Here is a 23,685-nt window from a genome sequence, read left to right as displayed (position 1 = left end):
TTAAAATCCAAAGTGTTTAAGTGCTGTACTCACCACACCGGTAAGCACTATGTTGGCAATAGCCAATGGTATCAATATCTTCCAGCCCAAATCCATCAGCTGATCATAACGGAAACGCGGGATTGTCCAACGCACCCACATAAAGAAGAAGATGAACAGGAATATTTTTGCAAAAAGCACAACAGTGCCAATCAGCGGGCCAATTGCAGGGCCTACATGTGCTGTAACCCAATCCATACCAGGGTAGTTATAACCGCCCCAGTAAAGGGTAGCCATCACTGCCGATGAGATGAACATGTTGATATACTCTGCAAACAAATAGAAACCTAATTTCATTGATGAGTATTCAGTATGGTAACCACCTACAAGCTCGGTTTCGCACTCGGGCAAGTCAAACGGCGTACGGTTGGTTTCGGCAAATGCGCATACGATGAATATCAAAAAGCCTAATGGCTGACGAAAAAAATTCCAGCTAAACCATCCATTAGCCCAAAATCCGTGCTGCTGCTCGGCAATCTCTTTCAAACTTAAAGTGCCGGTAAGCATTAATAAGGCAATGATGGATAAACCCATCGAAATTTCGTAGCTGATGTTTTGAGATGCCGCACGGATAGCTCCTAACAATGAGTATTTATTGTTTGATGCCCAGCCGCCAATCATTACACCATAAACGCCTAATGATACCACGCCGAAGATATATAATACACCAACATTGATATCGGTAACCTGCAAATCGACAATGTGACCGCCGATAACCATTTTTTGACCCCATGGGATAACAGCCGAACCTATACAAGCCGTTAAAATAGCTAAACAAGGGCCTACTATAAACAGAAAAGAAGTAGCATTTGTAGGGATAATCTCTTCTTTTAAAAACATCTTGCCACCATCCGCAAGCGGCTGTAAAATACCCCAGGGACCGGCACGGTTAGGGCCTATCCTATCCTGGAAAAACGCCGCTATTTTACGCTCGGCATAGGTTGAGTACATGGCCACAACCAAACTGATCAGGAAAATAACAACGATCAGTACAATCCTAAATATTAAATCGGTTCCCATTATAAGCGTGTATCCCTTTCAAATTGTTCTTTATTGGCTTCAAGTAATACCGGGTTGGTTTTAACAACCGGCAGCGGCGTAAACTCGTAATGATTTGAGCTGATAACCGATTTGTGCGATATTTTACGCGGGCCTTCAATTACCCAATCAGCTGTTTTCTTTTTATCAAAACGGCAGGTATTGCAGATAAATTCTTCTACCTCGCCATAAACATCTTTACGGCCGGTTACCCTGATCACATCCTCACCTTTATACCATAAAGTTACCTTACCACAGCATTTATCACAATCGCGGTGCGCATCTACCGGCTTGGTAAACCAAACACGGTTTTTAAAGCGGAAAGTTTTATCAGTTAACGCGCCTACCGGGCAAACATCAATTACGTTGCCCGAGAAATCGTTATCAACAGCTTTTGTAATATAGGTAGAGATCTCTGAATGATCGCCCCTGTTCAGGATGCCGTGTAAGCGGGTATTGGTGATCTGGTCGGCAGTGAAAACACAACGGTAGCAAAGGATGCAACGCGTCATGTGCAACTGAATTTTATCGCCGATATCAATTTTTTCAAAAGTACGGCGGTCAAATTCGTAGCGGGTTTTAGCCGCACCGTGCTCAAAGCCTAAATCCTGCAGGTGACATTCGCCGGCCTGGTCGCAAACAGGGCAATCCAGCGGGTGATTGATCAATAACATTTCAACCACACCTTTGCGAGCCTCAATAACTTCGGGCGATGTAATATTTTGCACTTCCATGCCATCCATTACACCGGTACGGCATGATGCTACCAGTTTAGGCATAGGGCGAGGGTCTTTTTCAGATCCTTTGGTCACCTTAACCAAACAGGTACGGCATTTACCACCACTGCCTTCCAGTTTGGAGTAATAGCACATAGCAGGCGGAACAATGTCGCCACCTATCTGCCTCGCGGCATTAAGTATGCTTGTTCCTGGTTCTACTTCAACGGGTATTCCGTCAATCGTTACTTTCATCGACATTTATATATATAACGTCCTCGTATAAACTCTAAATCCTAATTACAAAATCCTAAACTCTAATTTTTCAATTATAAAGTTTAAGAGTTCCGTCATTGCGAGGTACGAAGCAATCCCCGATTTGCAAATCCGCTCAGCATAGTCGGGGATTGCTTCGTACCTCGCAATGACGCGTGTGTATTATACCGCCGCCGCCACGGTCAATGGATCCGCATAATGTGCCAACCCAAAATTCCTTGTCACAGCTTCAGCTCCATTAGTTACGTGCCATTCAAACTCGTCCCTGAAGTGTCGTATCGCACTGGCTACGGGCCAGGCTGCAGCGTCACCTAACGGGCAAATGGTATTTCCTTCAATCTTTTTAGATACATCAACCAGCAGGTCCATATCGCTCATTTTGCCATGGCCATGCTCTAAACGGTGCAATACTTTTTCCATCCATCCTGTACCTTCACGGCATGGCGAACATTGCCCGCAACTTTCGTGGTGATAAAAACGGGTGAAGTTCCAGGTATTGCGTACTATACATTGGTCTTCATCATAAGCTATAAAACCACCCGAACCCATCATGGTACCACTTACAAATCCACCATCAGCTAATGATTCATAGCTCATCAGGCGTGGTTCGTTATTAATGGTCTTCATGAACAGGTTAGCCGGCAAAATCGGTACAGATGAACCGCCTGCTACCACGGCTTTTAAGCGTTTGCCGTTGGCGATGCCACCGCAATATTCGTCGGAGTATAAAAATTCTTCAACAGGCAGGCCAAGGTCAATTTCGTAAACACCTGGTTTTTTCACGTTACCGCCAGCCGAGATCAGCTTGGTGCCTGTGCTTCTGCCAATACCTATTTTTGCATACTCGTCGCCACCTTCGTTGATAATAGGCACTACGGCGGCAATTGATTCCACATTGTTTACCACTGTCGGGCAGCCATACAAGCCAGCAATAGCCGGGAATGGTGGTTTAATACGCGGGTTACCGCGCTTACCTTCCAATGATTCTAACAGGGCGGTTTCCTCTCCGCAGATGTATGCACCACCACCCGGTTGTACATACAGCTCCAGGTCGTAGCCCGATCCTAATATATTTTTTCCTAAAAATCCCTTTGCTTTTGCTTCCGCGATAGCCCTTTCCAGGATGCGGATCTGCGGCATCATTTCGCCACGAACGTAGATATATGATGTTTTGGCACCCAGCGCAAAGCTGGCAACAATCATCCCCTCAATTAATAAGTGAGGGATGTAAGTCATCAAATAGCGATCTTTAAAAGTACCAGGCTCCGATTCATCGGCATTACAAACCAGGTAACGTTCTACCCCTTCGGGTTTAGCCAAAAAGCTCCATTTCATGCCGGTTGGGAAACCCGCACCACCACGACCGCGTAAGCCTGATTTTTTTACCTCTTCCACAATCGCCTCAGGCGTCATGGTTTTTAAAGCTTTCTCTACAGATGCATAACCACCCTTTTGGCGGTACACATCAAATGTATTGATGCCGGGTACGTTTATATGTTCTAAAAGTAATTTGCGTCCCATTGCTTTAATTTTTTGCTTTTGCCCTTAAATCACTAACCAGTTTATCAACCGATTGGTTAGTTAAATTTTCGTAAAAAGTATATTCGGGGCCTATTTGTAAAACAGGGCCGTAGCCACACGCTGCAAGGCACTCTACACCTCTCCAGCTAAATAAGCCATCGGCAGTAACTTCGCCTTCGGGTACACCAAGTGTTTGCTCAATATGATCCATGATCTTATCGGCACCAACTACACCACATGGGCCTGTACGGCACACTTCCAATACGTATTTACCGCTTGGCTTAAGCAGGTACATGGTATAAAATGTAGCTACTTCGTAAACCTCTATCGGCAATATATCCAAATAGGCTGCTACCTTATCCATAGCCTGCGGGCTTACCCAGCCAAACTCGGCCTGTACATAGTGCAGGATAGGCAACAATGCCGATTTTTGTTTACCTGCAGGATAGCGGGTAACCACATCAGCAAATTTATTCAGCAGTTCCGGGCTAAACTCAACCGAAACCTGAGTATCTTCAACTCTAAGCATCTAACTCTCCGGCTATAACGTTTAAACTACTCATATTAATAATCGCATCTGATAATAACATCCCACGGCTCATTGGCGCGTACATCTGGTAATTGATAAAGCTTGGCCTGCGGAAATGCAAACGGTATGGACTACGCCCGCCATCATTCACCAAATAAAAACCTAACTCGCCATTAGCGCCCTCAACCGAATGATAAACCTCGGTGTTAGGGGTTGGTATCTCGCCCATCACAATTTTAAAGTGATAGATCAAGGCTTCCATGTTATTATAAACTTCTTCTTTTGGAGGCAGGTAAAACTCCGGCACATGGGCGTGAAAAACATCCGATGGCTCTTTGTCCAGTTTGGTTAAGGCCTGGTCAATCAGGCGCAAACTTTGCCACATCTCTTCGTTGCGTACCAAAAAGCGGCTGTAAACATCGCCATTGGTTCCTACCGGTACTTCAAAATCAAAATCTTCGTATGACGAGTATGGGTTCATGGCCCTTACATCGTAATCAACACCGGCGGCGCGCAGTAAAGGGCCTGTCCAACTATAGCTTAAGGCATCTTCGGCGGTAACAGCGGCCACATCTTTTGTCCTATCGACAAAAATGCGGTTACGGTTAAACAGCGATTCAAACTCTTTTAATGTTTTAGGGAAATCAACTAAAAACTTACGCAGTTTGGCGAAAGCGATAGAATTGAAATTACGTTCAAAACCACCAATACGACCGATGTTTGTAGTTAGGCGGCTGCCGCAAACCTCTTCATAAATTTCATAGATAGCCTCGCGGAATTCCATCATATACAGGAACCCGGTAAAAGCGCCGGTATCTACACCCAATACGCCGTTACAAACAATGTGGTCGGCAATACGGGCCAGTTCCATCACAATTACACGCAGATAGTCAACACGCTTTGGTGTGGTGATGCCTAACAGTTTCTCTACCGTCATGTGCCAGCCCATGTTATTGATGGGTGATGAACAGTAGTTAAGCCTGTCGGTTAACGGGGTTATCTGGTAAAAAGGGCGGTGTTCGGCAATTTTCTCAAACGCCCGGTGAATATAGCCTATGGTTGATACGCCGCTCACAATTCTTTCTCCATCCAACTGCAGCACATTTTGAAACACACCGTGGGTAGCAGGGTGGGTTGGGCCGAGGTTTAAGGTTGAAAGCTCGCTTTGCGGATCGTTATCTGTATATACAGGATGGTTTTGCATCAGTATAATTTATATTTCTTTTATATAGTGATGCCGCGTAAGGTTACCCTGTGCGGCATGTATTTATCTTCCAAAAAAGTAATCCTTCTTATCCACACGGTTAGGATCTTCCAGCGGGAATTCTTTCCGCATCGGGAAAGCGGTCATATCGTCAACATTTAAAATACGACGCAAGTCGGGATGACCTTCGAAGATCACTCCAAAAAAGTCGTAAGTTTCACGCTCCATCCAGTTAGCGCCTTCCCATAGTACGGTGGCAGTCGGGATATGGACATCGCCATCAGCCAAAAATACCTTTATCCTGATACGGGTGTTGGTAGTAAGGCTGTGCAAATGGTAAATAATGCCAATTTGCTTTTCCTGCTCTGGGTAGTGAATGCCGGTAATATCTGTTAAAAATATAAACTTAAGGGCCGGGTCTGTTTTCAGGAAAGTTAACAGGTCAATGATCTGCTCGCGGCTTGTTTCTACAGTCAGCAAACCATAAGGCTCACCCACTAAGGTAACCTGCTCGCCAAATTTCTCGCCGATTCTCTTTAAAAGCTCTTCGTTGGGTATCTGGGCCATTACTATTGAATTCCGTATTTAGCTAATAATTCCTGGTATTTAGGCTCATTTCTTCTGCGCACAGTTTCAGTTTTTACCAGTTCCTGTATGTTCATAAAACCATCAATGATAGCTTCGGGGCGTGGCGGGCAGCCGGGTACGTAAACATCTACAGGGATAACTTCGTCGATACCCTGTAATACAGAGTAAGTATCAAAAATACCGCCGCTTGATGCGCAGGCGCCGACAGCCATAACCCAACGGGGCTCGGCCATTTGCAGGTAAACCTGGCGCAGTACCGGGGCCATTTTTTTGGCTATAGTACCCATAACCATCAGCAAATCTGCCTGTCGTGGCGAAAAACTTAAACGCTCGGCACCAAAACGCGAAAGATCGTAGTGAGAAGCCATTGTAGCCATAAATTCAATACCGCAGCATGATGTGGCAAAAGGCAATGGCCATAGTGAGTTAGCGCGGGCCAAGCCAACCGCCTTATCAAGCGACGTGGCAAAAAAACCGGAACCTTCAACCCCCATAGGGGCATTAACTATTTGAATATCACTCATTGAATAATGTTAATAGAAAACATTACCTGCCTTAACAGGTAATGAGCGCAAAATTACATAAATAACGATGTAAAAGGTACACTATGCGTAGCCGATGGCTATATTTAGAATTGTTCTAAACTAATCCCAGTCTAAAGCGCCCTTTTTAATAACGTAGATAAAACCTAATAAAAGGGTAGCCATGAAGATGAACATCTCAATCATTCCCTGTTCGCCCATAGCTTTAAAATTAACCGCCCATGGGTACATAAAAATAACTTCCACATCAAACAATACAAACAGGATGGCTACCAGGAAATACTTGATAGAAATAGGCGTACGGGCATTACCTACAACCTCAATACCCGATTCAAAAGGTGTAAGCTTATCTTTTGTTTTACGTTTAGGACCAATTTTATGTGTTACAAACATGGTAGTAACAACAAACCCTAACGCCACCAGCATTTGAAATATAATGGGCAGATAGCTACCCGGTAAACTGTGTGCTTCCATGGTGCAAATATACTAATGGATTGATAATAAAAAAGCCTTATTAGATTCAAGATTCAAGAATCAAGAGTTAAGGCAAAAAAATATCTTCATATAGTCTGTACACCAGTGAAAATATGAGGCGACGATCAGATAATAACCGCGTCGCCTTTTGATATTAACTCTTACCCCCTCTTGCAACCCGGCGCAAAAAAAGAGTCAAGATAAGGAAAGCATTGCTTTTCCTCGTCTTGACTCTTGATTCTTAACTCTCGGTTCTAAAAACTATTTGCTTTTACCCGCTCCGCCTGCTTTGCGGGCAAAGAAAGCCACCACCTGCTTATTATTGGGGTCGTTGTCCCTTGCTTTGGTGTAGTTATCGGTAGCCTTGGCCAAATCTTTTTCCTTAAATTCGGCGTAAGTACCTAAATAAACATACGCTTCTGCAAGGTTCTTTTTAGTTTTATCATCTGGTGCCCCTTTAGCAGTTGCAACTTCAATGTATTTCTCGTAAAACGGCTTGGCATAACCTACAATGTTGTTACGGTCTTTATCTTTCAACTCGTTAACACGTGCACGGTAAATGTATGCATCTGAAGTTGTAGGCGCTTTTTGAGTAACATAGCTAAAAGCCGAATCAGCTTTAGCAATTACCGAGTCAGCACCTGGCTTCTTTTCGTCGTAACCGTAGTAATAGCTAATACCTTCGTAAAAATAGTCGGTAAGTTTCACAGCACGGCCACCTTTTACGGTAACTAACTTATAAGCATCACCAGCTTGAAGGTATTTTTTCTGTTGGAACAATGACTTCGCAATTTCTCCATACACATCTGTTTGTGTTGAATCCATTGTTAACGCTTTTTTCAAAGTATTGATACCTACCGAATCTGTACCTGTTTTCATCTGTAAGCGACCCAGGTATAAATAATCGCGGGGTACAATCCTTTTAGGATCTGCTTTTGTCATCCAGGTATTCATGGCTGTTAAACCGGCGGGATAATCCTTATTTTCATAAGCGGCATAAGCCTGATAGCGATAAGCCCTTAAGTTTGACTTAGCTGACTTAACCAAATCGGCCGCAACTGGCTGTAATTCGGCGTATTGGCCTGCACTTATCAGGAAGTCGGCATAACGCATTTGCGATTCTGGCGACTGATCTGTCAGGCTTATATATTTTTTATATTCCTCAACTGCTTGTTTAATTTTTACTGACGCCATTTTAGGGTCAGTTGTTGCCCAACGGTTATCTGTTTCGGCCCACTCGCGGTAAGCCGGACCATAGTTAGGGTCGATGGCTAAAGCATCCTGGAATTGCTTTTCAGAATCCTCAAAGTTATTAGCATACCTCCATAAAACGCCGGTTGCAACTTTAGCAGCAGGGTTTTTAGGGTCGATGGTTGATGCATCAGAATAAGCCTGGTAAGCTTCATTACTTTTTATTTGCGAAGCATAAGCATCACCTAACGTAATCAATAGTTCTACATCCTTAGGGGCAACAGCCTTACCTTTTTGCAACACCGCGATTGCAGCGCTTGCATCGTCAACAGATACTTTACCATCTGTAGTTACCGGCAGCAAATAAGCTTTACCCACAAATACATAAGGCTTCGCATTTTTACCTGCAAGGGCTACGGCCTGGTTAAAGTTTGTTGTAGCACCTGCTTTGTCTTTATCCAAACGGGCAACAGCACCTAAACCGGCATAGTTTAAACCCGATTTTGGGTTTACGGCAATACCTTTGTTAAAGGCCGCCTTAGCCGAGTCGGAGTAATCCTGTTTGATGTACACCCAACCCAGGTAAAAGAAATTCTCGTCCTTGTCGGCCTGCGTGGCCGTAAGGTTTTTAAGCATCGATTTGGCTTTCTGATATTGTTCGGCGTCAATAGCTTTTTTGGCGTCGGCTAGACTTTGCGCAAAAACTGATGATGAACCTATTAATACCAGTCCTAATGTTGCCTTAGCTATTTTACTGATCATTTTCATCTTATTTTAATTATTTACTTTTTAAAATTATCTCCCGTGGCGGTATTGAATCGGGGAGCAAACCAGATCTCAATATGATCCGTTGCCCTACATCGCTACCTAAAAAGGTTGCAAAACCAATTGCTAAACCAATCTTACTCGAACTATTAACCAGGTACAATCCCCGGCTTAAAGGATACTGTTTTAAGACAAGCGATTCCTGTGAAGGTTTAAAGTATTGGCCGGAATACTCCTTACTGGCCTCATCCTTAACACTAACTATTTTAACATTGTCCACATAAGCGGCAATATCCTTTCCCGGATCGTTCAGCCAGCTAAAACCTGTAATGCCAAGGGCGTCCGGGTGTTCGCTAACGTACTTTATAACTTCTTTATTTGATTTAAGCGCGTAAATGTTTTTCTGCTTAAATTCCTTGTTGCCCGAAAACTCCTTCAAATACCTTACCAAACTTGAGTTAGGGTTATCAAAAACAATTGTTTTATTCGGATCACCTTGTCCGTTGAGCATTTTTTTCAAGATGCTTACTGTAATAGTAGTATCATTAGAAGCATGGTTTACAATTAACGCCACGGCGTCAATTGCAAATCGTTGTACCTCAACACTCAAACCACGCTTTATCAGCACATTGCGTTCAACGGTATCCAAATTACGGGCCAATACAGCCATCCGCACGCTATCATTAAGCAACATATTAATGGCCTGGTTTTCTGATCTATACAAAAAAGTTGGGTTAGCATCAGCGTGCCTACTTTTAAATACATATTCTTCCTGCTCAATAATTGGGGCAAATGATTCGTCCGCGGCAAACTGGGCTTTTCCCGAATCAAAAGTATCGCTTCCTGAGTGAGTAGTACGATTAGGCTCACACGCCTGCAGCAACGCTGCTGCAAGAAACATAAAAAAAGCGCATTTTTTAGTGTACTTATTCATCATACTTATCTTTTTTGAATACCCTTGAGAAACGCAAAATAGCGTAGCCTATTATAAAGGCTCCAAAAAGTTTTCGCTGATATGGCTGTAATTGTAGTGGGAGTGCATCCCAAAACATAATCATCAAGCCTAAAACTATAAAACAAATAAATGCGGCTGTTCCTAAAATAAGCAAAAACCGCCTTTTGGGCGATTTTTGCTCTTTATTGAAATTAATTGACATTATCCTAATTATCGGCAGCTAATGCAAAGCTTACCGGTACGCTATATTGTACACGCACTGGCCTGCCATTCTGAATACCCGGCTTCCATTTCGGCGATGATTTCAACGCGCGAACAGCTTCCGCATCGGTACCAGGACTAAGGCTTCTTGAAACTTTGATATCAGTTAACGAGCCGTCACGTTCCACAACGAAGGTAAGAATTACACGTCCTTGTGTACCGTTTTCACGATCGACAGCAGGATAACGTATAGTTTTACTCAAGTAAGCAATAAATTTATCCTGGCCACCTGGAAACTCCGGTAAATTTTCAACAGATGCGAAGATCTTATTAGGGTCTTCCTCAACAACCTGTTTAATATCTGAGTTACCTACAGGCTCATCAATCCTGATCTCCTGGTTAGGATCGCCTTTCTGATCTTTCTGACCAGGGTCAGCTACCTGAAGTTCCTTCACAGTTGGCGGATCCTTTTCCTTAACCTCATTATCCGGTTTTACAATCGGAGGAGGGAAACGCACCTGGTCAACTTTTGGTTTCGGTGGTTCTGGCGGCGGCGGAGGTGGTTTTTTGGTTTGATCCACCGGTGGTGGCGGTAACAGCACTACGTCTGTTATCTTCACTTTGTCATCAGCTTTCGGGATAAGTCCCCTGATCTTCGCTATAATAGTAGGTGCAGAAACAACAAGCACGAAAAACACAATGGCGTAAATAAGCGCCCTTGATGTATTTTTTGAGTTATCCTTTCTAAGTTCATAAGCCCCGTAAGACTTATTCCTAAGATTAAAAACAACGTCGATCCATTTCTGATCTAATATGTCTAATTTTGATCCAAACATTTTTTGTCAGGCTTTAATAGTAATTAACGTTATTTATTATTATTTGTTATCGTTGTAAATGTTCTCTCTTTTCAGCAACTCTACTTCGGGTGCTGTGATATCAACAATACCATACATTGTTATGTTAGTGATAGCCATCTCATCCAAAACACTTACCATGTTTTTGTATTTTGATTTATCACTTGGTTTTATTACAACAAACATAACCTTACCCGTTTTTGCCTGTACATCTTTGCCTTTTTCAATTAACAACTTACGCAAGCCATCGGGCCGGTAATTGGTAACTTCAGGAGCCGATTTACCAGGTTCGCCCAGGTACCACTCCAGTTTGTCATCGCTACCTAATAAAAGGGTCAATGAACGTGAAGCGGCAATTGGCAACTGATCTTTGGTCTTTTCATCTTTATCAGGCATTGCAAGGTCCATCGCTTTTGATTTGGCCAATGTAGTAGTCATGATAAAGAAGGTGATCAGCAAGAATGCAAGGTCAACCATCGCGGTTAAATCTACACGGGTTGATTGCTTTTTACTTCTAACCTTCCCGCCTTTATGTTTCCCTCCCCCGGAGGTGTCTAATTCTGCCATGATTCTTTATTTTTTAGGGGCAGTACCACCGCCACCAAGATCTGTTATTAAACTAAACTTGTTAACTTTTTGCTTTTGCAAAATACCTACAACATCCTTAATAACCGGGTATTCTTCTTTGCTATCACCTTTAATTGCGATACGCATTTGCGTATTATGCAATGCAACAGTTGCTTTACGGGCTTCACGAATCCAGTTAAATAATTCGTTACTCACAGAATCTCTTGGGATACCTGGTGCAACAAACTTCTTTTGCTGATCTGCAGATAAAGCAATAAACTGCTTTAACTGGCTCATAGGCACGCCTACAGAGGTGATTGTAGAAAACCTGTTTTGCTCCTCAGGGGTGAAAGTAATGTGATAAATATCACCCATTTGAGTTAAAAGCGCCTTGCGAATGTCAGTCCCTTCAACGCCGAAGAATGCTTTCTGAGACCCTACAGATACTGTCCCAAAATCCGACTCAGGCACAGGCTGCTGGATGGAAGATTTCGGAATATCGATTGGAACCGGGTCTTCCGTTTTTGGTTTTGCAGTTAATATAAAGAAAGTTAGCAACAGGAACGCCACGTCGCACATGGCGGTCATGTCGATTGCTGTACTCTTTCTTGGAACTTTTATCCTTGCCATATTAAAATTTTTTAAAAATATATAGTGTATAATGTGTTTAAACGCTGCCGGCGTTAATTACGCAGCAGATGCACTACTATATTTTTATTTGTTTTTATGTGACGAAGCAAATGTTTGCACGATGCTGAAACCAGTTTCGTCGATAGCGTAAGTCAGTTTATCAATTTTTGACGTAAATACGTTGTACATGATAATTGAGATAGCTGAAGTACTGATACCAAATGCAGTGTTGATCAAAGCTTCAGAGATGTGGGCAGATAGTTCAACCTGGTTAGGCACACCTGAAGTTGCTAACGCCGAGAACGCACCAATCATACCCACAACCGTACCTAACAAACCTGTTAATGTACCGATAGATACTAATGTTGCGATGATAGTTAAGTTTTGCTCCAACATAGGCATTTCTAAAGCTGTTGCTTCTTCGATGTCTTTTTGGATGGCTAAAGTTTTTTGGTCAACATCAAGGTTTGGTTCTGCTTCCATTTCGCCATATTTTTTCAATGCCGATTTGATAACGTTTGCTACTGAACCTTTTTGTTTATCGCACTCAGCTGATGCTGCTGCAATGTTACCAGCGTTAAGGGCAGCCTGGATCTTTCTAACAAAAGAATCTACACTACCAGTACCTGATGCTTTACCAATTACCACAAAGCGCTCGATAGAGAAAACAATAACCATTAATAAGAACGACATGATCAAAGGTACGATAACACCGCCTTTGTGAACTGTTCCATAAATGTTTGCAGGGTAACCATTAGCTACATCACCACCTTTAAAGTTGCTTGGATCACCAAGTATAAATACGAAAATACAAATTGCTACTACCAGGCAAATTGGAATAGTTAAAGAAGCAAATATGCTTGATGCACTTGAGCTTTCTTTTTTAACAGGAGTAGTTGGTTTTGTTGGTGCGTTTGCCATTACTTTTAAATTTTTAGTTTTAGTTTTTGTTTATGTTATAAGTTAGTTAAATGTGCTACTTAAATGCGAATAACAAAAATAGAATTTTATTGAAATAAAAAAACCATTTATATTATTCTTTACAATTTTTTAATACCAAATTACATTTTGTGTGCAATTGGATATAAATAACGTAATACCGATAAATTATTGTGTGTTGCCACTACAATTATTTGCAATGAAAACCATTTTTTTTAATATTATCAAGCAATAGTGATAAAATTTATGCTACTATTTCGTTACACACATGTTATGTGCTTTATTTGTTATGGTGCAATCACCGGTTTATAATGATGTTTTAGTGTATAAAATACGCTATGATACTGCTTAATGCATAGGCTATGAAGCACTTATAAACTATCCGCCTGCTTTTTTTACTTTGTATCCGTCGGTTTGTAAGAGTATCAGTATTTTATCCCTGAAATCGCCTTGTATCAGTACTTCGCCATCTTTTACCGAACCGCCTACCCCGCATTTTGTTTTTAATTTTTTGCCAATGGCCTCCAAATCGGCATCTGTACCAATAAAGCCGCTTACCCTGGATACCAGTTTGCTGCCGCCTTTACGGTCGAGATATATTTTGAGGTTTTGTTGTTGCGGAGGCAGCGTTTGTGCGTTGGGCCCGCCATTCTCCTGGTATTCAAAATCGGGATCAGTTGAATAAACCACCCCTGTAAAATTCTTTTTTGCCATGATTATTAATCTTTATAGCCTGCCCCTACAATAACTTTTAATGACTTTGGTTCTATATTAATATGTAAATCTGCCTGCATTACCTGTGGCTCGCCATCCAGATGTATCGCGCCCGGGCCTACTCTTTTAATATGAATGTCCCTCCCCTTTATAATCTCAATATATGTCGACGCCTCAATTGTTTTCAGCATTAATCGCGCGCCAATCTCGGGCAGGCGCCAAGCCGGAAATTTGCTGATAATGCAAACATCCAGCAAACCATCCTGTACCGACGCCCCGGGAGCGATATGCACATCATTGCCCCATTGCGATGAATTGGCTATACTTATTATAAAAGCGTCGCGTTCATGTTTTTTGCCATCAATTTCAATCCAATACTTTTCAGGCCGGTAACTCATGATCTCCTGCATGGTTGATTTGATGTAGGTTAAAAAACCCCGCTTTTTGCCATGCGAAAATACTTCGGCTATATGGGCATCAAACCCCATGCCTGCCATATTAAAAAAAGGCTGGCCGTTCATCAAACCCGAATCGATGGTTTCAACCCTATAACCACCCAACGTTTTTATAGATGCCGCGGTATCCATAGGGATGCCCAAAAAGCGCGCAAGGCCATTACCCGAACCAAATGGCACAATACCCAACGCTGTAGTGCTGCCTACTATGGCCGACGAAATTTCGTTAACGGTACCATCCCCGCCCACAGCAGCTACAATATCAACTTTACCCGCAGCTTCCGCAGCTATTTGTTGTGCATGCGAAACACCATCGGTAAATATTATATGGTAATCAAATACATTTTTGTCAAGATGTTGATCAATCAGCTCCGGCACACGATCCTTCTTTTTGCCCCCTGCTATGGGGTTTATTATAAACAACGCTTTACGTTTCAATTATCTGTATTATTTAAAGTATCAAAAGTAAATGTATTTTCGGCTTTGTAAAATTTGTTTTATTTTTGCCACCCGAAAGTGGACTGATTTAACACCCTTTATCGAAAGGAAAGGATTGCAACCACGTAAAAAAGTGCTAATACCCATGCTTCTTTTTACTACGATCCCTCATAAATCCCCCGCTCGGCTGTTTCACATTAATTGTATAAAAAGTTTATATGCCATATTTATTTACCTCTGAATCCGTATCAGAAGGACATCCGGATAAAGTTGCTGATCAGATCTCAGACGCGTTGATTGATCATTTTTTAGCATTCGACCCTAACTCAAAAGTAGCCTGCGAAACACTGGTAACTACCGGGCAGGTAATTTTAGCCGGCGAAGTTAAATCAAAAGCCTATTTAGATGTACAGAAAATAGCCCGCGAGGTAATTAATAAAATTGGTTACACCAAAGGCGAATACATGTTTGATGGCAGTTCATGCGGTGTACTATCGGCAATTCACGAGCAATCGCCGGATATTAACCAGGGTGTTGAACGCAAAGCGCCCGAAGAACAAGGCGCCGGCGACCAGGGTATGATGTTTGGCTATGCCACCAACGAAACTGAGAACTATATGCCACTGGCATTGGATATTGCCCATGCTTTATTAATAGAGCTTGCTGCCATCCGCCGGGAAAACAATGAGATCAAATACCTTCGTCCGGATGCAAAATCGCAGGTTACGCTGGAGTATAGTGATGACAACCAGCCACAGCGTATTGATGCCATTGTAATATCAACCCAACATGATGATTTTGACGAGGAGGCGGCTATGCTGGCCAAAATCAGTTTGGATATTATCAGCATCCTTATCCCTCGTGTTAAAGCAAAGTATCCAAAATACGCTCACTTTTTTAACGATCAGATTAAATACCATATTAACCCGACCGGTAAATTTGTTATAGGCGGCCCACATGGTGATACCGGCTTAACCGGCCGTAAAATTATTGTGGATACCTATGGTGGCAAAGGCGCACACGGTGGCGGGGCTTTTTCTGGCAAAGATCCATCAAAGGTCGATCGCTCTGCTGCGTATGCAACCCGCCATATAGCCAAAAACCTGGTAGCTGCCGGCGTTTGCAGCGAGGTTTTGGTACAGGTATCATACGCCATTGGCGTTGCCCAGCCAATGGGTATTTACATAAACACTTACGGCACTGCAAAAGTTGCTTTACACGATGGCGAAATTGCTAAAAAGGTAGAAGAGGTATTTAATATGACCCCATATGCCATTGAAACCCGCTTTAAACTGCGCAACCCTATTTATAGCGAAACTGCAGCTTATGGCCACTTTGGTAAACCCAACGAAACGGTAACAAAAACTTTTATTGCCCATGATGGTAGCCAGCTACTGCGCGAAGTAGAGCTTTTTACCTGGGAAAAGCTGGATTACGTTGACAAAGTGAAAGCCGCTTTTGGCCTGTAATCTTTTAAATAAAATTTAAAGTAAAAGAGCGACTGGTGTAAACAGGTCGCTCTTTTGTTTTTAAGCCCGGGGATAAGTGTAGCCAAAACCTCCGGGTACATTTTCTTTTCCGGTATCCAACATTTCTACAGAATCAATGAAGTAGATTGCATCAAATCAATTAATCATGAAAAGCGCTAAACTCATACTTGGATTGGCCTTTATGGCTATTTTTATATTAGCTAAACCAATTTATGCCCAGGCCCAGCAAAAAACAGGCTTACATATGTTAAAAAGCTTCCCGATAAAAAGCACGGGTGGTTGGGATTATATTACGGTTGACGGGGCCAATAAACTCATCTATACGTCGCACGGCAACCAGGTAAATATATTATCAACCAGCGGCGATTCTGTAAGTTATATCCCCAATACACCCGGCGTACATGGAATAGCTTTGGTACATGCTTTAAATAAAGGCTACATCAGCGCCGGCCGTGTTAATAAAGTGATTGTTTTTGATTTAACCACCTTTAAAGTTTTGGGCGAAATTGCCGTTGGCACCAATCCCGATGCTATATTTTATGAGCCTTTTGCAAAAAAGGTATATACTTTTAATGGCCGAAGTAAAGATGCCTCGGTGATTGATGTGGCTACCGATAAGGTGATTGCTACCATCCCGCTGGACGCGAAGCCAGAAACGGGCGTTTCTGACGGCAAAGGAAAAGTATTTGTAAATGCCGAAACTACTAACGAGGTGGTTGTTATTAACGCCACTACCTTAAAAGCAGAAGCCCGTTATAAAATTGAAGGCGGCGATGAACCGTCGGGTTTAGATATCGATCGTGCTACCAATCGCCTGTTTATTGGCTGCGGTGGTAACAGCACCATGGTGGTAATGGACGCCGCCAATGGTAAAAACTTAGCCAAATTCCCGATAGGCGGTTGCGACGGGCTGGTGTTTGATCCAAAACTAAAATTAGCCTATGCCTCAAACGGCGAGGGAACCATCAGCGTGGTAAAAGAGCTTAGTGCCGATAAATTTGAGTTTGTAGAAAACATCCCAACCGAACCCAGCGCCCGTACCATCGGCATCGACTTGCTTACTCATAAACTATACCTGCCCGCAGCTAAAACCGAACCTGGTGTGGTGACGGCCGAAAATCCTAAACCCCGCCCAAAACAGGTGCCTGGGTCATTTCATATTATTGAGGTTGGCAAAAATTGATTTTTAGAAACAAGGAGCAAAGAATTTTAGATAAAGGATAAGATCAAACACAGGACGGAGCACTCATTAATTATGTGCCGCATCCGGCGTTTGCGGCTTAAAGCTTGCTACTGTCTGTATTACCACCGTAGTTTGTCGCTTTTTGCCCTTTTTAATCAGCCGGGCGTTAACCATTTTTGTGTTATCAAAACATACAATAATGGAAAACATCACGTTCAATGTCGAGATCAATGCATCACCCCAAAAAGTTTGGAACGTACTTTTTACCGATGCCAATTACCCAACGTGGACCGCAGTTTTTTGCGAAGGCTCGCACGCCGTTACCGACTGGAAAGAGGGCAGCAAGGCTTTATTTTTAGACCATAAGAAATCGGGAATGATAGGAGTCATTGATAGAGCTATTACAAATGAATTTATGGCGATTAAAGGCATTGGCGAAATAATTAAGGGAATCGAGAATTACGATAGTAGTGGTGCCAAGATGTGCAGTGGCTCGTTAGAAGAATATACTCTCAAAAACACTAATGGCAAAACCTTGCTTACAGTTCAACTTAGCGGCGGCAATTTCCCCAAAGATATGACCGCTTTTTTTAAGAACGTATGGCCAAAAGCACTGGATACTGTAAAAACGATAGCTGAAGGAGAATGATATTGGCGCGGCGGGGAATAGATAAGGCGGCCTGTATTTTTTGATTCCCTGAGAAGCAATTTAAACGCTTTGAGACGTTACCGCTTTAACTGTTGCACCAAAGCCTTATAAGTATCGCCAATGGGGAGTTCTATTTTACCTATTTCCACGTCGTTAATTGATTCCGGATCGGCAGACGAGCAAAAACGAGCAGGAAGTTAAACCCTGGATCATATCTGCCTGATATAAGTAAGCTTCATGATACCTCCCTGCTGTCGCTGCGGAATTCCGAATGGAGTTTTATAGTAATTATTAACGCTGTTTATCACCAGGTAAATGAACGATAGCGGCCTGTACTCCCAGGAGAAGCGGGCATTTAACGATCCGTTACGGGCATCGGTATTGTATTGGTAGAAGGCCGAGAGCAACATTTTGGGATTTGCAGCTACCCGCAATTCGGGTGCCAGCAGGTGGGTAGTGGCTGATTCCCGGTTTATACCCACATTTTTAAAATCGTTGCGGGTATAGCTCATTACCAGCGATAGCTGGGGTACGGGAGCAGCACGTAACGATAAATAATAACTATTAAGCCTGCCATTATAGTAGCCGCCTGTACTCAGCCGGGTTTCGGCACTAAAGGGGGCTGCGGCATTGGTAATGCCATAAAACTCGTACCGGTTAAAGTGATAATTGGCCGCAGCTATGTCAACATTCCGCACCGGTTGAAAATTATCTGTCAGGTTCTCCCAGGAACTGGTGATACTAAAATCAAGGTGCGATTGATTGGTAAAAAACAATTGCAGCGGCATCACCACCACACTGGCCTCCTGGAATTTGCCGCTTGATGCCTCATGGTAAATATCGGCAGTAAACTGCGGGCTAAAAAACTGTACATTTTTGGGGAACCATTTTTTATGCATAAAAATATACAGCGTGGGTTGTGTATTGATAAAATTGTCCCTGGCGGTAAAGCCGGTTTGTGCCTGGTAGCCTTTAGATACAGCCGTTTGAAACCAATCGATAAAAAAATGAGTAGCCGAGTAGTTAAATTCGGCAAAGGCGGCCGGCCCCTTTTGCCCGCTTAGCGAGTTGCCCGAGTAAGATGCCATGCCCCTTATAAATAACGGCTGGCTTACCTGCCAAAAAGCATCCACCACCTCGACAGGGTTAACAGAAGCAGACTGATTTAGGCCGGCAAAATTTTGCCTCAATACCTCCATGGCGCCCAGTTGCAAGCGCTGGCTAACACTTCTTTTGTACCTAAAAACGCCAAACAAAGCCCCGTTTTCTGTAGTATCTCCATTTTGTTTCATGACCAGTATTCCGGCAGACTGTTTGTTATCCTGGTGGATAAACCTTAAGCCGCCATTGATGGTTAAAGGCGAGCCATTGTCGCTCAACCCTATCCTCCTGCTAAAAAACGGCTGAATAATACTGTTTTGACCTACCGAAAACAGGCTTGAATTTTCTAAAAAGAACTGCCGTTTTTCGGGAAAGAAAACGCTCGACCGACTCAGGTTAACCACCTGCTTATCCACATCGGCCTGGGCAAAATCGGTATTGATGGTACCTTCAAGCAGGGTGTTGGAGTTGATGGCATACTTAATTTCGCCGCCAACTTCGGGTTTGTAATGTGTCCCGTTATTATCAGCCCGTTTGGCATTTACCAGGGCGTAGGGCTCAACCCGTAAATTAAAACCGGCATCCGGGGGCACTATGTTAGTAAGGATGCCGCCATAAGCCAGCTGCGTTTCGCTAAATGCCTGTGGCCAGGGCGACCAGCCATTGGTTTCGCCAATAAAGCGGATGTTGCGTGCAAAATTAATGCTCCACTCCGTTGAGTTTTTTGGATACCGCAATGAGGTAAACGGAATAGCCACCTCGGTTGTCCATGAATGTTCCTGTATTTTGCTGGCGGCCTGCCATACCGCATCCCATTTATAGTCGTAACTAAAATCGGCATAGTGCATAATATCCATTTGCGTACCGTAGGGTGTTACACAAAATGTCATCACCGGCATGCGCGGATCCTTAAAAGGATCAATCAGGATCTCAAAAAGCTCGTTATTACTGTAGCTGAAATCGCGGCGCAAATCCTGTACCTGGAGGCTTTTTTTCCCCGGCGGAAAATCGCAGCGGGCACTGATGTAGATATTTTTGTCGTCATATAACAACCTTACTTCGGTATCGTAGGTAGCCTTATCTCCCTGCCGTGGGTAAGCCGTAGTAAAATGAGCGGCTGCCGGCGCGTTATTCCATGCGGCCTCATCGGGGATACCATCTATATTTATTGGCCCGGTAACACGTGTGGCCTGCAAATGCGGGCGGTTTGCTACAGGCAGCGGGGCAAACGCTTCCTGTGCGTATAACGGGTGTAACCCGGTTGTTATAAATGCCGCCAATAAACATAAACTCTTGCTAAATCTTAAAGCCGTAAAAATTTTCATACCCCAAATAAATGGAGCTAAAAGCTTCTATTTTGTACTTTTAGACATACTGCCGCTTACGAGCCGCCGATACGCCTTTGCCGGGCTTAAACCCGTTAAAGGTGGTAAACGTATAATTAACGGCTTAAAAAAGGAGATTTGTCGAAAAACCAGGCACAAATAGCTTAGAATGTTCAATTTTACAACATGCAAAAAAACAGGCAGATACCATACCAGGCTATAACGCGGCACCTGCTGTTTTGGCTGGCCTATATCCTGTACCAATGTGTAAACAACGGTTGGGAAGATAAGGATGTATTTGCTTTTAAGCTCGATCCGCAGTTGTCAACAAGCGTTCCTATATGCATGCTGGTTACTTATTTAAACCTGTATGTGTTGATGCCGTTATTTTATTATCCTCAAAAGTATACTCAATACGCCATCGGGATGGCGGCGCTAATTCTAATTGGCGGTTTGCTGCCGCGCTTTTTTGCTTATGCCATTTGGGTACCCTGGGATAAAATTCATGACCCTGCTATGTTTAAAATGGAAAAAACAGACTTCTGGATTCCTGTACGCATCTTCAAAAATGCGGCGGGCAATGCTCCTGTCCTATTTATTGCCATGCTTATTAAACTTATGCGTAATGCATATCAGCAGGAAAAAAACATGCGAGAAATGGAGAAGGAAAAATTTAATGCCGAAATGGGCTTATTAAAAGCACAAATAAACCCGCACTTTTTTTTCAATACGCTAAATACCCTTTATGCGCTCACACTAAAGGGCAGCGAACAGGCATCAAAAGTGGTACTTCGCCTGTCGGATCTGATGCATTATATGTTATATGAAGCAAGCGAAAACAAGGTATTGCTACAGGACGAGATTAAACACCTGGAAAACTATATTGGCATTGAGCAAATGCGCTTTGCCGACAGGCTTGAATTATCGTTCCAATACTCCGGCGATATTGCCGGCAAAATGATAGCTCCGCTTTTGTTATTGCCTTTTGTTGAAAATGCATTTAAACACAGCCTTGCCGAAAGCGATGGGTGGATAACCATTAACATTAAAGTTATTGGTAACAGGTTGTTTTTAAAGGTAGAAAACAGTTATCAACCATTACCCAAACCAGCTAATTATGGCCTTGGGCTTAAAAATGTTAAACGGCGGCTGGAACTAACTTACCCGGACCATTATGAACTTGTACTGAACCAAAACAATGGCATTTTTGAGGCCGACCTGAAACTTGACCTATGAAACCTATAAACTGCATCATAGCCGACGATGAGGAGCTTGCCCGCGAAATTATGCAAAACCATGTAAGCAAGCTCCAAAACTTAAACCCGGTTGCTATTTGTGCCAACGGCATGGAGGTTTACAATGCACTTAAAGCAAACAACGTCGATCTGGTGTTTTTAGATATCCAGATGCCTCAATTAACCGGAATAGAGTTATTGCGCACCCTAAAAAATCCGCCGCCGGTTATAATGACAACCGCTTACCGCGAGTTTGCGCTGGAAGGTTACGAACTTAATGTGATTGATTACCTGCTGAAACCCGTATCATTTGAGCGCTTTTTAAAAGCCGTTGATAAATTCATCAACGCTAAAGCGCCCGAAGTTATAAGCCTACCCGCACCCCTTCAGTCATCAAAGCCCGATCAGCATGCTTTTATTTATGTAAAGGCCGATAAAAAAATGGTGCGGCTGCTACTCAAAGATATACTGTACATTGAAGGCCTGAAAGATTATGTAAAAATACATACTACAGATAAACCCGTTATCACCTACCAAACCCTTGGCTACCTGGAAGAAAAACTTTCTGCCAATTATTTCATCCGCGTACATCGTTCTTACATAATTTCCATCAATCATATTAATGCCTACACCGGCAGCCATATTGAAATTGGCCGCCAAAGTATTCCAATCGGTAGTTCATATGCCAAAGAGGTGTTGGGCAAACTGGAGGGTTAAACGCCTCTCTAAATTAAAAACCGGCCAGGCAATCAACCAACGCGTCAAGTTCATCAATGGAATTATAATAATGCGGCGATACCCTGATAGCCCACTCTACCTGTTTTTGGTCAAAATCGATAACCGCAAATTCACGATAGGACGATACCACATTGATATTGTGCTGTAAAAACTGTTTCACCAGGTACTCGGCTGATGAGTTTGCAACCGTGAAGGTAACAGACGAACTCAATTCGGGCCCCTGATCCAACACCCTGACATTTGGTATTGATGCTAAACGTGTTCGCAAATAGGCAGATAGCTGTTTAACCTGCTGCCAGATTCTGTCTTCGCCGATGGCCAGGCAGTACCTGATAGCTTCGGCGCTGCCAACTACGGTAGCGTAGGCAAACTCCCAGTCTTCAAAACGTTTGGCATCGGGCTGTTGCTCATATTGGTCTTTTTCTGTCCACCGTGCGCCGCGCATATCAATAAACAAAGGCTCAAGTTTGCCCTGTAAAGCTTTATCCGAGATATACAAAAAGCCCGAACCACGCGGCCCCCTCAAAAACTTGCGGTTAGTTACCGATAAAAAATCGCATTGAAGTTGTTGTACATCCAGTTTCATTTGCCCTGCCGATTGGCAGGCATCCAAAATATACCATGTTTTGTCACCATTTTCCTGGCAATATTTAGCATAGATGGCTGCAATCTGGTTAACAGGCTGCACCAGGCCCGAATTGGTGGGGATATGGGTTATAGCCAGCAAACGGGGCTTAAGCTCATATAATTTAGCTTCCAGGTCGGCAAGGTCGACACCGCCAGCGGCAGCATTTTTTATGTGGACAATATCAACTCCAAACCGTTTTTTGAGCGATAGAAAATGGAGCTGGTTTGAGATGTAGTCGTCGCAATCGGTTAAAATAATATCCCCCGCTACAAATGGAATTGAAGATAAAGCCCTGATGTACGAGTCGGTAGCGCTTGCTGTAAAAGCGATGTTACCGGGTTTACTGTTGATAAGCCGCGCAGCCAGCCCATAAAATCCGGCAATGGCACCGGCCTTTGCTGCGGCGGCCTCATATCCGCCTATCTCTGCTTCCAGCTTAATATGGCCGGTAATGGCATCGGTGACTACATTGGGCATCAATGCGGCACCGGCGTTGTTTAAATGGTTAACATAGGTACAGCCGATAGTATCGTTTCTGAACTGCTCAATTTCGGCTTGGGTGAATATGCTGTTGGCTAATAGTTTCATAAATATTTACCTGTTTGTTTACTGTGGATGATAATTCAAAACTACCAACATGCCCCTGCATAAAAATCGCTTATTGACCTGTATTGCGCATGTTTTAATTAATTTAGCCCTT

At 43.1% G+C, this 23,685-nt stretch carries 23 protein-coding genes; 5 read left to right on the top strand and 18 right to left on the bottom strand.

What is annotated here, in order from left to right:
* The 16 genes from nuoH to BMX56_RS21695 all read right to left on the bottom strand — a co-directional run bounded on the left by nuoH (position 1) and on the right by BMX56_RS21695 (position 14,636).
* Positions 1–1,059 (bottom strand): NADH-quinone oxidoreductase subunit NuoH, encoded by a 1,059-nt coding sequence (gene nuoH, locus BMX56_RS21775; protein WP_090651797.1) that lies wholly within the window; start codon positions 1,057–1,059, stop codon positions 1–3.
* Positions 1,059–2,048, bottom strand: a complete 990-nt coding sequence (locus BMX56_RS21770) for an NADH-quinone oxidoreductase subunit G (RefSeq protein ID WP_369829648.1) — start codon at positions 2,046–2,048, stop codon at positions 1,059–1,061. Before BMX56_RS21770 ends, nuoH begins: the two co-directional genes overlap by 1 nt.
* Positions 2,049–2,231: 183 nt before the next feature.
* Positions 2,232–3,590 (bottom strand): NADH-quinone oxidoreductase subunit NuoF, encoded by a 1,359-nt coding sequence (gene nuoF / locus BMX56_RS21765; RefSeq protein WP_090651795.1) that lies wholly within the window; start codon positions 3,588–3,590, stop codon positions 2,232–2,234.
* A gap of 4 nt (positions 3,591–3,594) precedes the next feature.
* Complete coding sequence (gene nuoE / locus BMX56_RS21760; protein WP_090651794.1) at positions 3,595–4,119, bottom strand: NADH-quinone oxidoreductase subunit NuoE family protein; 525 nt, start codon at positions 4,117–4,119, stop codon at positions 3,595–3,597.
* A complete protein-coding gene (locus BMX56_RS21755) occupies positions 4,112–5,323 on the bottom strand; it encodes an NADH-quinone oxidoreductase subunit D (protein WP_177183878.1) in 1,212 nt (403 codons plus the stop codon). Before BMX56_RS21755 ends, nuoE begins: the two co-directional genes overlap by 8 nt.
* A 63-nt stretch (positions 5,324–5,386) precedes the next feature.
* Positions 5,387–5,890: an NADH-quinone oxidoreductase subunit C gene (locus tag BMX56_RS21750; protein ID WP_090651792.1), complete on the bottom strand. Its 504-nt coding sequence runs from the start codon at positions 5,888–5,890 to the stop codon at positions 5,387–5,389.
* 2 nt (positions 5,891–5,892) lie between these two features.
* A complete protein-coding gene (locus BMX56_RS21745; RefSeq protein ID WP_369829647.1) occupies positions 5,893–6,405 on the bottom strand; it encodes an NADH-quinone oxidoreductase subunit B in 513 nt (170 codons plus the stop codon).
* Positions 6,406–6,555: 150 nt separating this feature from the next.
* A complete protein-coding gene (locus BMX56_RS21740; protein ID WP_090651790.1) occupies positions 6,556–6,927 on the bottom strand; it encodes an NADH-quinone oxidoreductase subunit A in 372 nt (123 codons plus the stop codon).
* 261 nt (positions 6,928–7,188) lie between these two features.
* Positions 7,189–8,880: a tetratricopeptide repeat protein gene (locus tag BMX56_RS21735; protein ID WP_255369888.1), complete on the bottom strand. Its 1,692-nt coding sequence runs from the start codon at positions 8,878–8,880 to the stop codon at positions 7,189–7,191.
* Between the two features lie 16 nt (positions 8,881–8,896).
* A complete protein-coding gene (locus tag BMX56_RS21730) occupies positions 8,897–9,820 on the bottom strand; it encodes a PstS family phosphate ABC transporter substrate-binding protein (protein WP_090651788.1) in 924 nt (307 codons plus the stop codon).
* Between the two features lie 224 nt (positions 9,821–10,044).
* Positions 10,045–10,875, bottom strand: coding sequence for an energy transducer TonB (locus BMX56_RS21720; RefSeq protein WP_090651786.1), 831 nt, complete (start codon positions 10,873–10,875; stop codon positions 10,045–10,047).
* Positions 10,876–10,914: 39 nt separating this feature from the next.
* Positions 10,915–11,460 (bottom strand): ExbD/TolR family protein, encoded by a 546-nt coding sequence (locus tag BMX56_RS21715; RefSeq protein ID WP_090651785.1) that lies wholly within the window; start codon positions 11,458–11,460, stop codon positions 10,915–10,917.
* A 6-nt stretch (positions 11,461–11,466) separates the two neighbouring features.
* Entirely contained in the window at positions 11,467–12,090 is a 624-nt protein-coding gene (locus tag BMX56_RS21710) for an ExbD/TolR family protein (RefSeq protein ID WP_090651784.1), read from the bottom strand.
* Between the two features lie 84 nt (positions 12,091–12,174).
* Entirely contained in the window at positions 12,175–13,011 is an 837-nt protein-coding gene (locus BMX56_RS21705; protein ID WP_090651783.1) for a MotA/TolQ/ExbB proton channel family protein, read from the bottom strand.
* 396 nt (positions 13,012–13,407) lie between these two features.
* Positions 13,408–13,743: a translation initiation factor gene (locus BMX56_RS21700; protein ID WP_090651782.1), complete on the bottom strand. Its 336-nt coding sequence runs from the start codon at positions 13,741–13,743 to the stop codon at positions 13,408–13,410.
* A gap of 5 nt (positions 13,744–13,748) precedes the next feature.
* A complete protein-coding gene (locus BMX56_RS21695) occupies positions 13,749–14,636 on the bottom strand; it encodes a diacylglycerol/lipid kinase family protein (RefSeq protein ID WP_090651781.1) in 888 nt (295 codons plus the stop codon).
* A 218-nt stretch (positions 14,637–14,854) separates the two neighbouring features.
* Between BMX56_RS21695 and metK the strand changes: the two genes are divergently transcribed.
* From metK to BMX56_RS21680, 3 genes are all read left to right on the top strand, one after another.
* Positions 14,855–16,105, top strand: coding sequence for a methionine adenosyltransferase (metK, locus tag BMX56_RS21690; RefSeq protein ID WP_090651780.1), 1,251 nt, complete (start codon positions 14,855–14,857; stop codon positions 16,103–16,105).
* 166 nt (positions 16,106–16,271) lie between these two features.
* Entirely contained in the window at positions 16,272–17,309 is a 1,038-nt protein-coding gene (locus tag BMX56_RS21685; RefSeq protein ID WP_090651779.1) for a YncE family protein, read from the top strand.
* A gap of 199 nt (positions 17,310–17,508) precedes the next feature.
* The gene (locus tag BMX56_RS21680) at positions 17,509–17,958 is read left to right on the top strand and encodes an SRPBCC family protein (protein ID WP_090651778.1); all 450 of its coding nucleotides are present in this window, start codon (positions 17,509–17,511) and stop codon (positions 17,956–17,958) included.
* A gap of 209 nt (positions 17,959–18,167) precedes the next feature.
* Here BMX56_RS21680 and BMX56_RS21675 read toward each other — a convergent pair whose 3' ends face one another.
* Positions 18,168–20,384 (bottom strand): carbohydrate binding family 9 domain-containing protein, encoded by a 2,217-nt coding sequence (locus BMX56_RS21675; RefSeq protein WP_090651777.1) that lies wholly within the window; start codon positions 20,382–20,384, stop codon positions 18,168–18,170.
* Positions 20,385–20,570: 186 nt separating this feature from the next.
* Here BMX56_RS21675 and BMX56_RS21670 point away from each other — a divergent pair, with 186 nt between their 5' ends.
* Positions 20,571–21,620: a sensor histidine kinase gene (locus BMX56_RS21670; RefSeq protein WP_090651776.1), complete on the top strand. Its 1,050-nt coding sequence runs from the start codon at positions 20,571–20,573 to the stop codon at positions 21,618–21,620.
* Positions 21,617–22,336 carry a LytR/AlgR family response regulator transcription factor gene (locus tag BMX56_RS21665; protein ID WP_090651775.1) on the top strand — a complete coding sequence of 240 codons (720 nt, stop codon included), beginning with the start codon at positions 21,617–21,619 and terminating at the stop codon, positions 22,334–22,336. The genes BMX56_RS21670 and BMX56_RS21665 overlap by 4 nt, the downstream gene beginning before the upstream one ends.
* A gap of 13 nt (positions 22,337–22,349) precedes the next feature.
* Here BMX56_RS21665 and BMX56_RS21660 read toward each other — a convergent pair whose 3' ends face one another.
* Positions 22,350–23,573: an aminotransferase class V-fold PLP-dependent enzyme gene (locus BMX56_RS21660; RefSeq protein ID WP_090651774.1), complete on the bottom strand. Its 1,224-nt coding sequence runs from the start codon at positions 23,571–23,573 to the stop codon at positions 22,350–22,352.
* Positions 23,574–23,685 lie beyond the last annotated feature (112 nt).

This window comes from Mucilaginibacter sp. OK283 (assembly GCF_900110415.1).
Lineage (GTDB): Bacteria > Bacteroidota > Bacteroidia > Sphingobacteriales > Sphingobacteriaceae > Mucilaginibacter.
This window is presented reverse-complemented; position numbering and strand designations above follow the sequence as displayed.

What these genes read in the sequence shown, in the direction of transcription:
- BMX56_RS21665 (WP_090651775.1), top strand. Translation starts at nt 21,617, where the DNA reads ATGAAACCTATAAACTGCATCATAGCCGACGATGAGGAGCTTGCCCGC.
- BMX56_RS21755 (WP_177183878.1), bottom strand. Translation starts at nt 5,323, where the DNA reads ATGCAAAACCATCCTGTATATACAGATAACGATCCGCAAAGCGAGCTT.
- nuoH (WP_090651797.1), bottom strand. Translation starts at nt 1,059, where the DNA reads ATGGGAACCGATTTAATATTTAGGATTGTACTGATCGTTGTTATTTTC.
- BMX56_RS21750 (WP_090651792.1), bottom strand. Translation starts at nt 5,890, where the DNA reads ATGGCCCAGATACCCAACGAAGAGCTTTTAAAGAGAATCGGCGAGAAA.
- BMX56_RS21670 (WP_090651776.1), top strand. Translation starts at nt 20,571, where the DNA reads ATGCAAAAAAACAGGCAGATACCATACCAGGCTATAACGCGGCACCTG.
- BMX56_RS21675 (WP_090651777.1), bottom strand. Translation starts at nt 20,384, where the DNA reads ATGAAAATTTTTACGGCTTTAAGATTTAGCAAGAGTTTATGTTTATTG.
- nuoF (WP_090651795.1), bottom strand. Translation starts at nt 3,590, where the DNA reads ATGGGACGCAAATTACTTTTAGAACATATAAACGTACCCGGCATCAAT.
- BMX56_RS21710 (WP_090651784.1), bottom strand. Translation starts at nt 12,090, where the DNA reads ATGGCAAGGATAAAAGTTCCAAGAAAGAGTACAGCAATCGACATGACC.
- BMX56_RS21680 (WP_090651778.1), top strand. Translation starts at nt 17,509, where the DNA reads ATGGAAAACATCACGTTCAATGTCGAGATCAATGCATCACCCCAAAAA.
- BMX56_RS21745 (WP_369829647.1), bottom strand. Translation starts at nt 6,405, where the DNA reads ATGGGGGTTGAAGGTTCCGGTTTTTTTGCCACGTCGCTTGATAAGGCG.
- BMX56_RS21720 (WP_090651786.1), bottom strand. Translation starts at nt 10,875, where the DNA reads ATGTTTGGATCAAAATTAGACATATTAGATCAGAAATGGATCGACGTT.
- BMX56_RS21685 (WP_090651779.1), top strand. Translation starts at nt 16,272, where the DNA reads ATGAAAAGCGCTAAACTCATACTTGGATTGGCCTTTATGGCTATTTTT.
- BMX56_RS21740 (WP_090651790.1), bottom strand. Translation starts at nt 6,927, where the DNA reads ATGGAAGCACACAGTTTACCGGGTAGCTATCTGCCCATTATATTTCAA.
- BMX56_RS21700 (WP_090651782.1), bottom strand. Translation starts at nt 13,743, where the DNA reads ATGGCAAAAAAGAATTTTACAGGGGTGGTTTATTCAACTGATCCCGAT.
- BMX56_RS21715 (WP_090651785.1), bottom strand. Translation starts at nt 11,460, where the DNA reads ATGGCAGAATTAGACACCTCCGGGGGAGGGAAACATAAAGGCGGGAAG.
- BMX56_RS21735 (WP_255369888.1), bottom strand. Translation starts at nt 8,880, where the DNA reads ATGATCAGTAAAATAGCTAAGGCAACATTAGGACTGGTATTAATAGGT.
- BMX56_RS21705 (WP_090651783.1), bottom strand. Translation starts at nt 13,011, where the DNA reads ATGGCAAACGCACCAACAAAACCAACTACTCCTGTTAAAAAAGAAAGC.
- metK (WP_090651780.1), top strand. Translation starts at nt 14,855, where the DNA reads ATGCCATATTTATTTACCTCTGAATCCGTATCAGAAGGACATCCGGAT.
- BMX56_RS21770 (WP_369829648.1), bottom strand. Translation starts at nt 2,048, where the DNA reads ATGAAAGTAACGATTGACGGAATACCCGTTGAAGTAGAACCAGGAACA.
- nuoE (WP_090651794.1), bottom strand. Translation starts at nt 4,119, where the DNA reads ATGCTTAGAGTTGAAGATACTCAGGTTTCGGTTGAGTTTAGCCCGGAA.
- BMX56_RS21730 (WP_090651788.1), bottom strand. Translation starts at nt 9,820, where the DNA reads ATGATGAATAAGTACACTAAAAAATGCGCTTTTTTTATGTTTCTTGCA.
- BMX56_RS21660 (WP_090651774.1), bottom strand. Translation starts at nt 23,573, where the DNA reads ATGAAACTATTAGCCAACAGCATATTCACCCAAGCCGAAATTGAGCAG.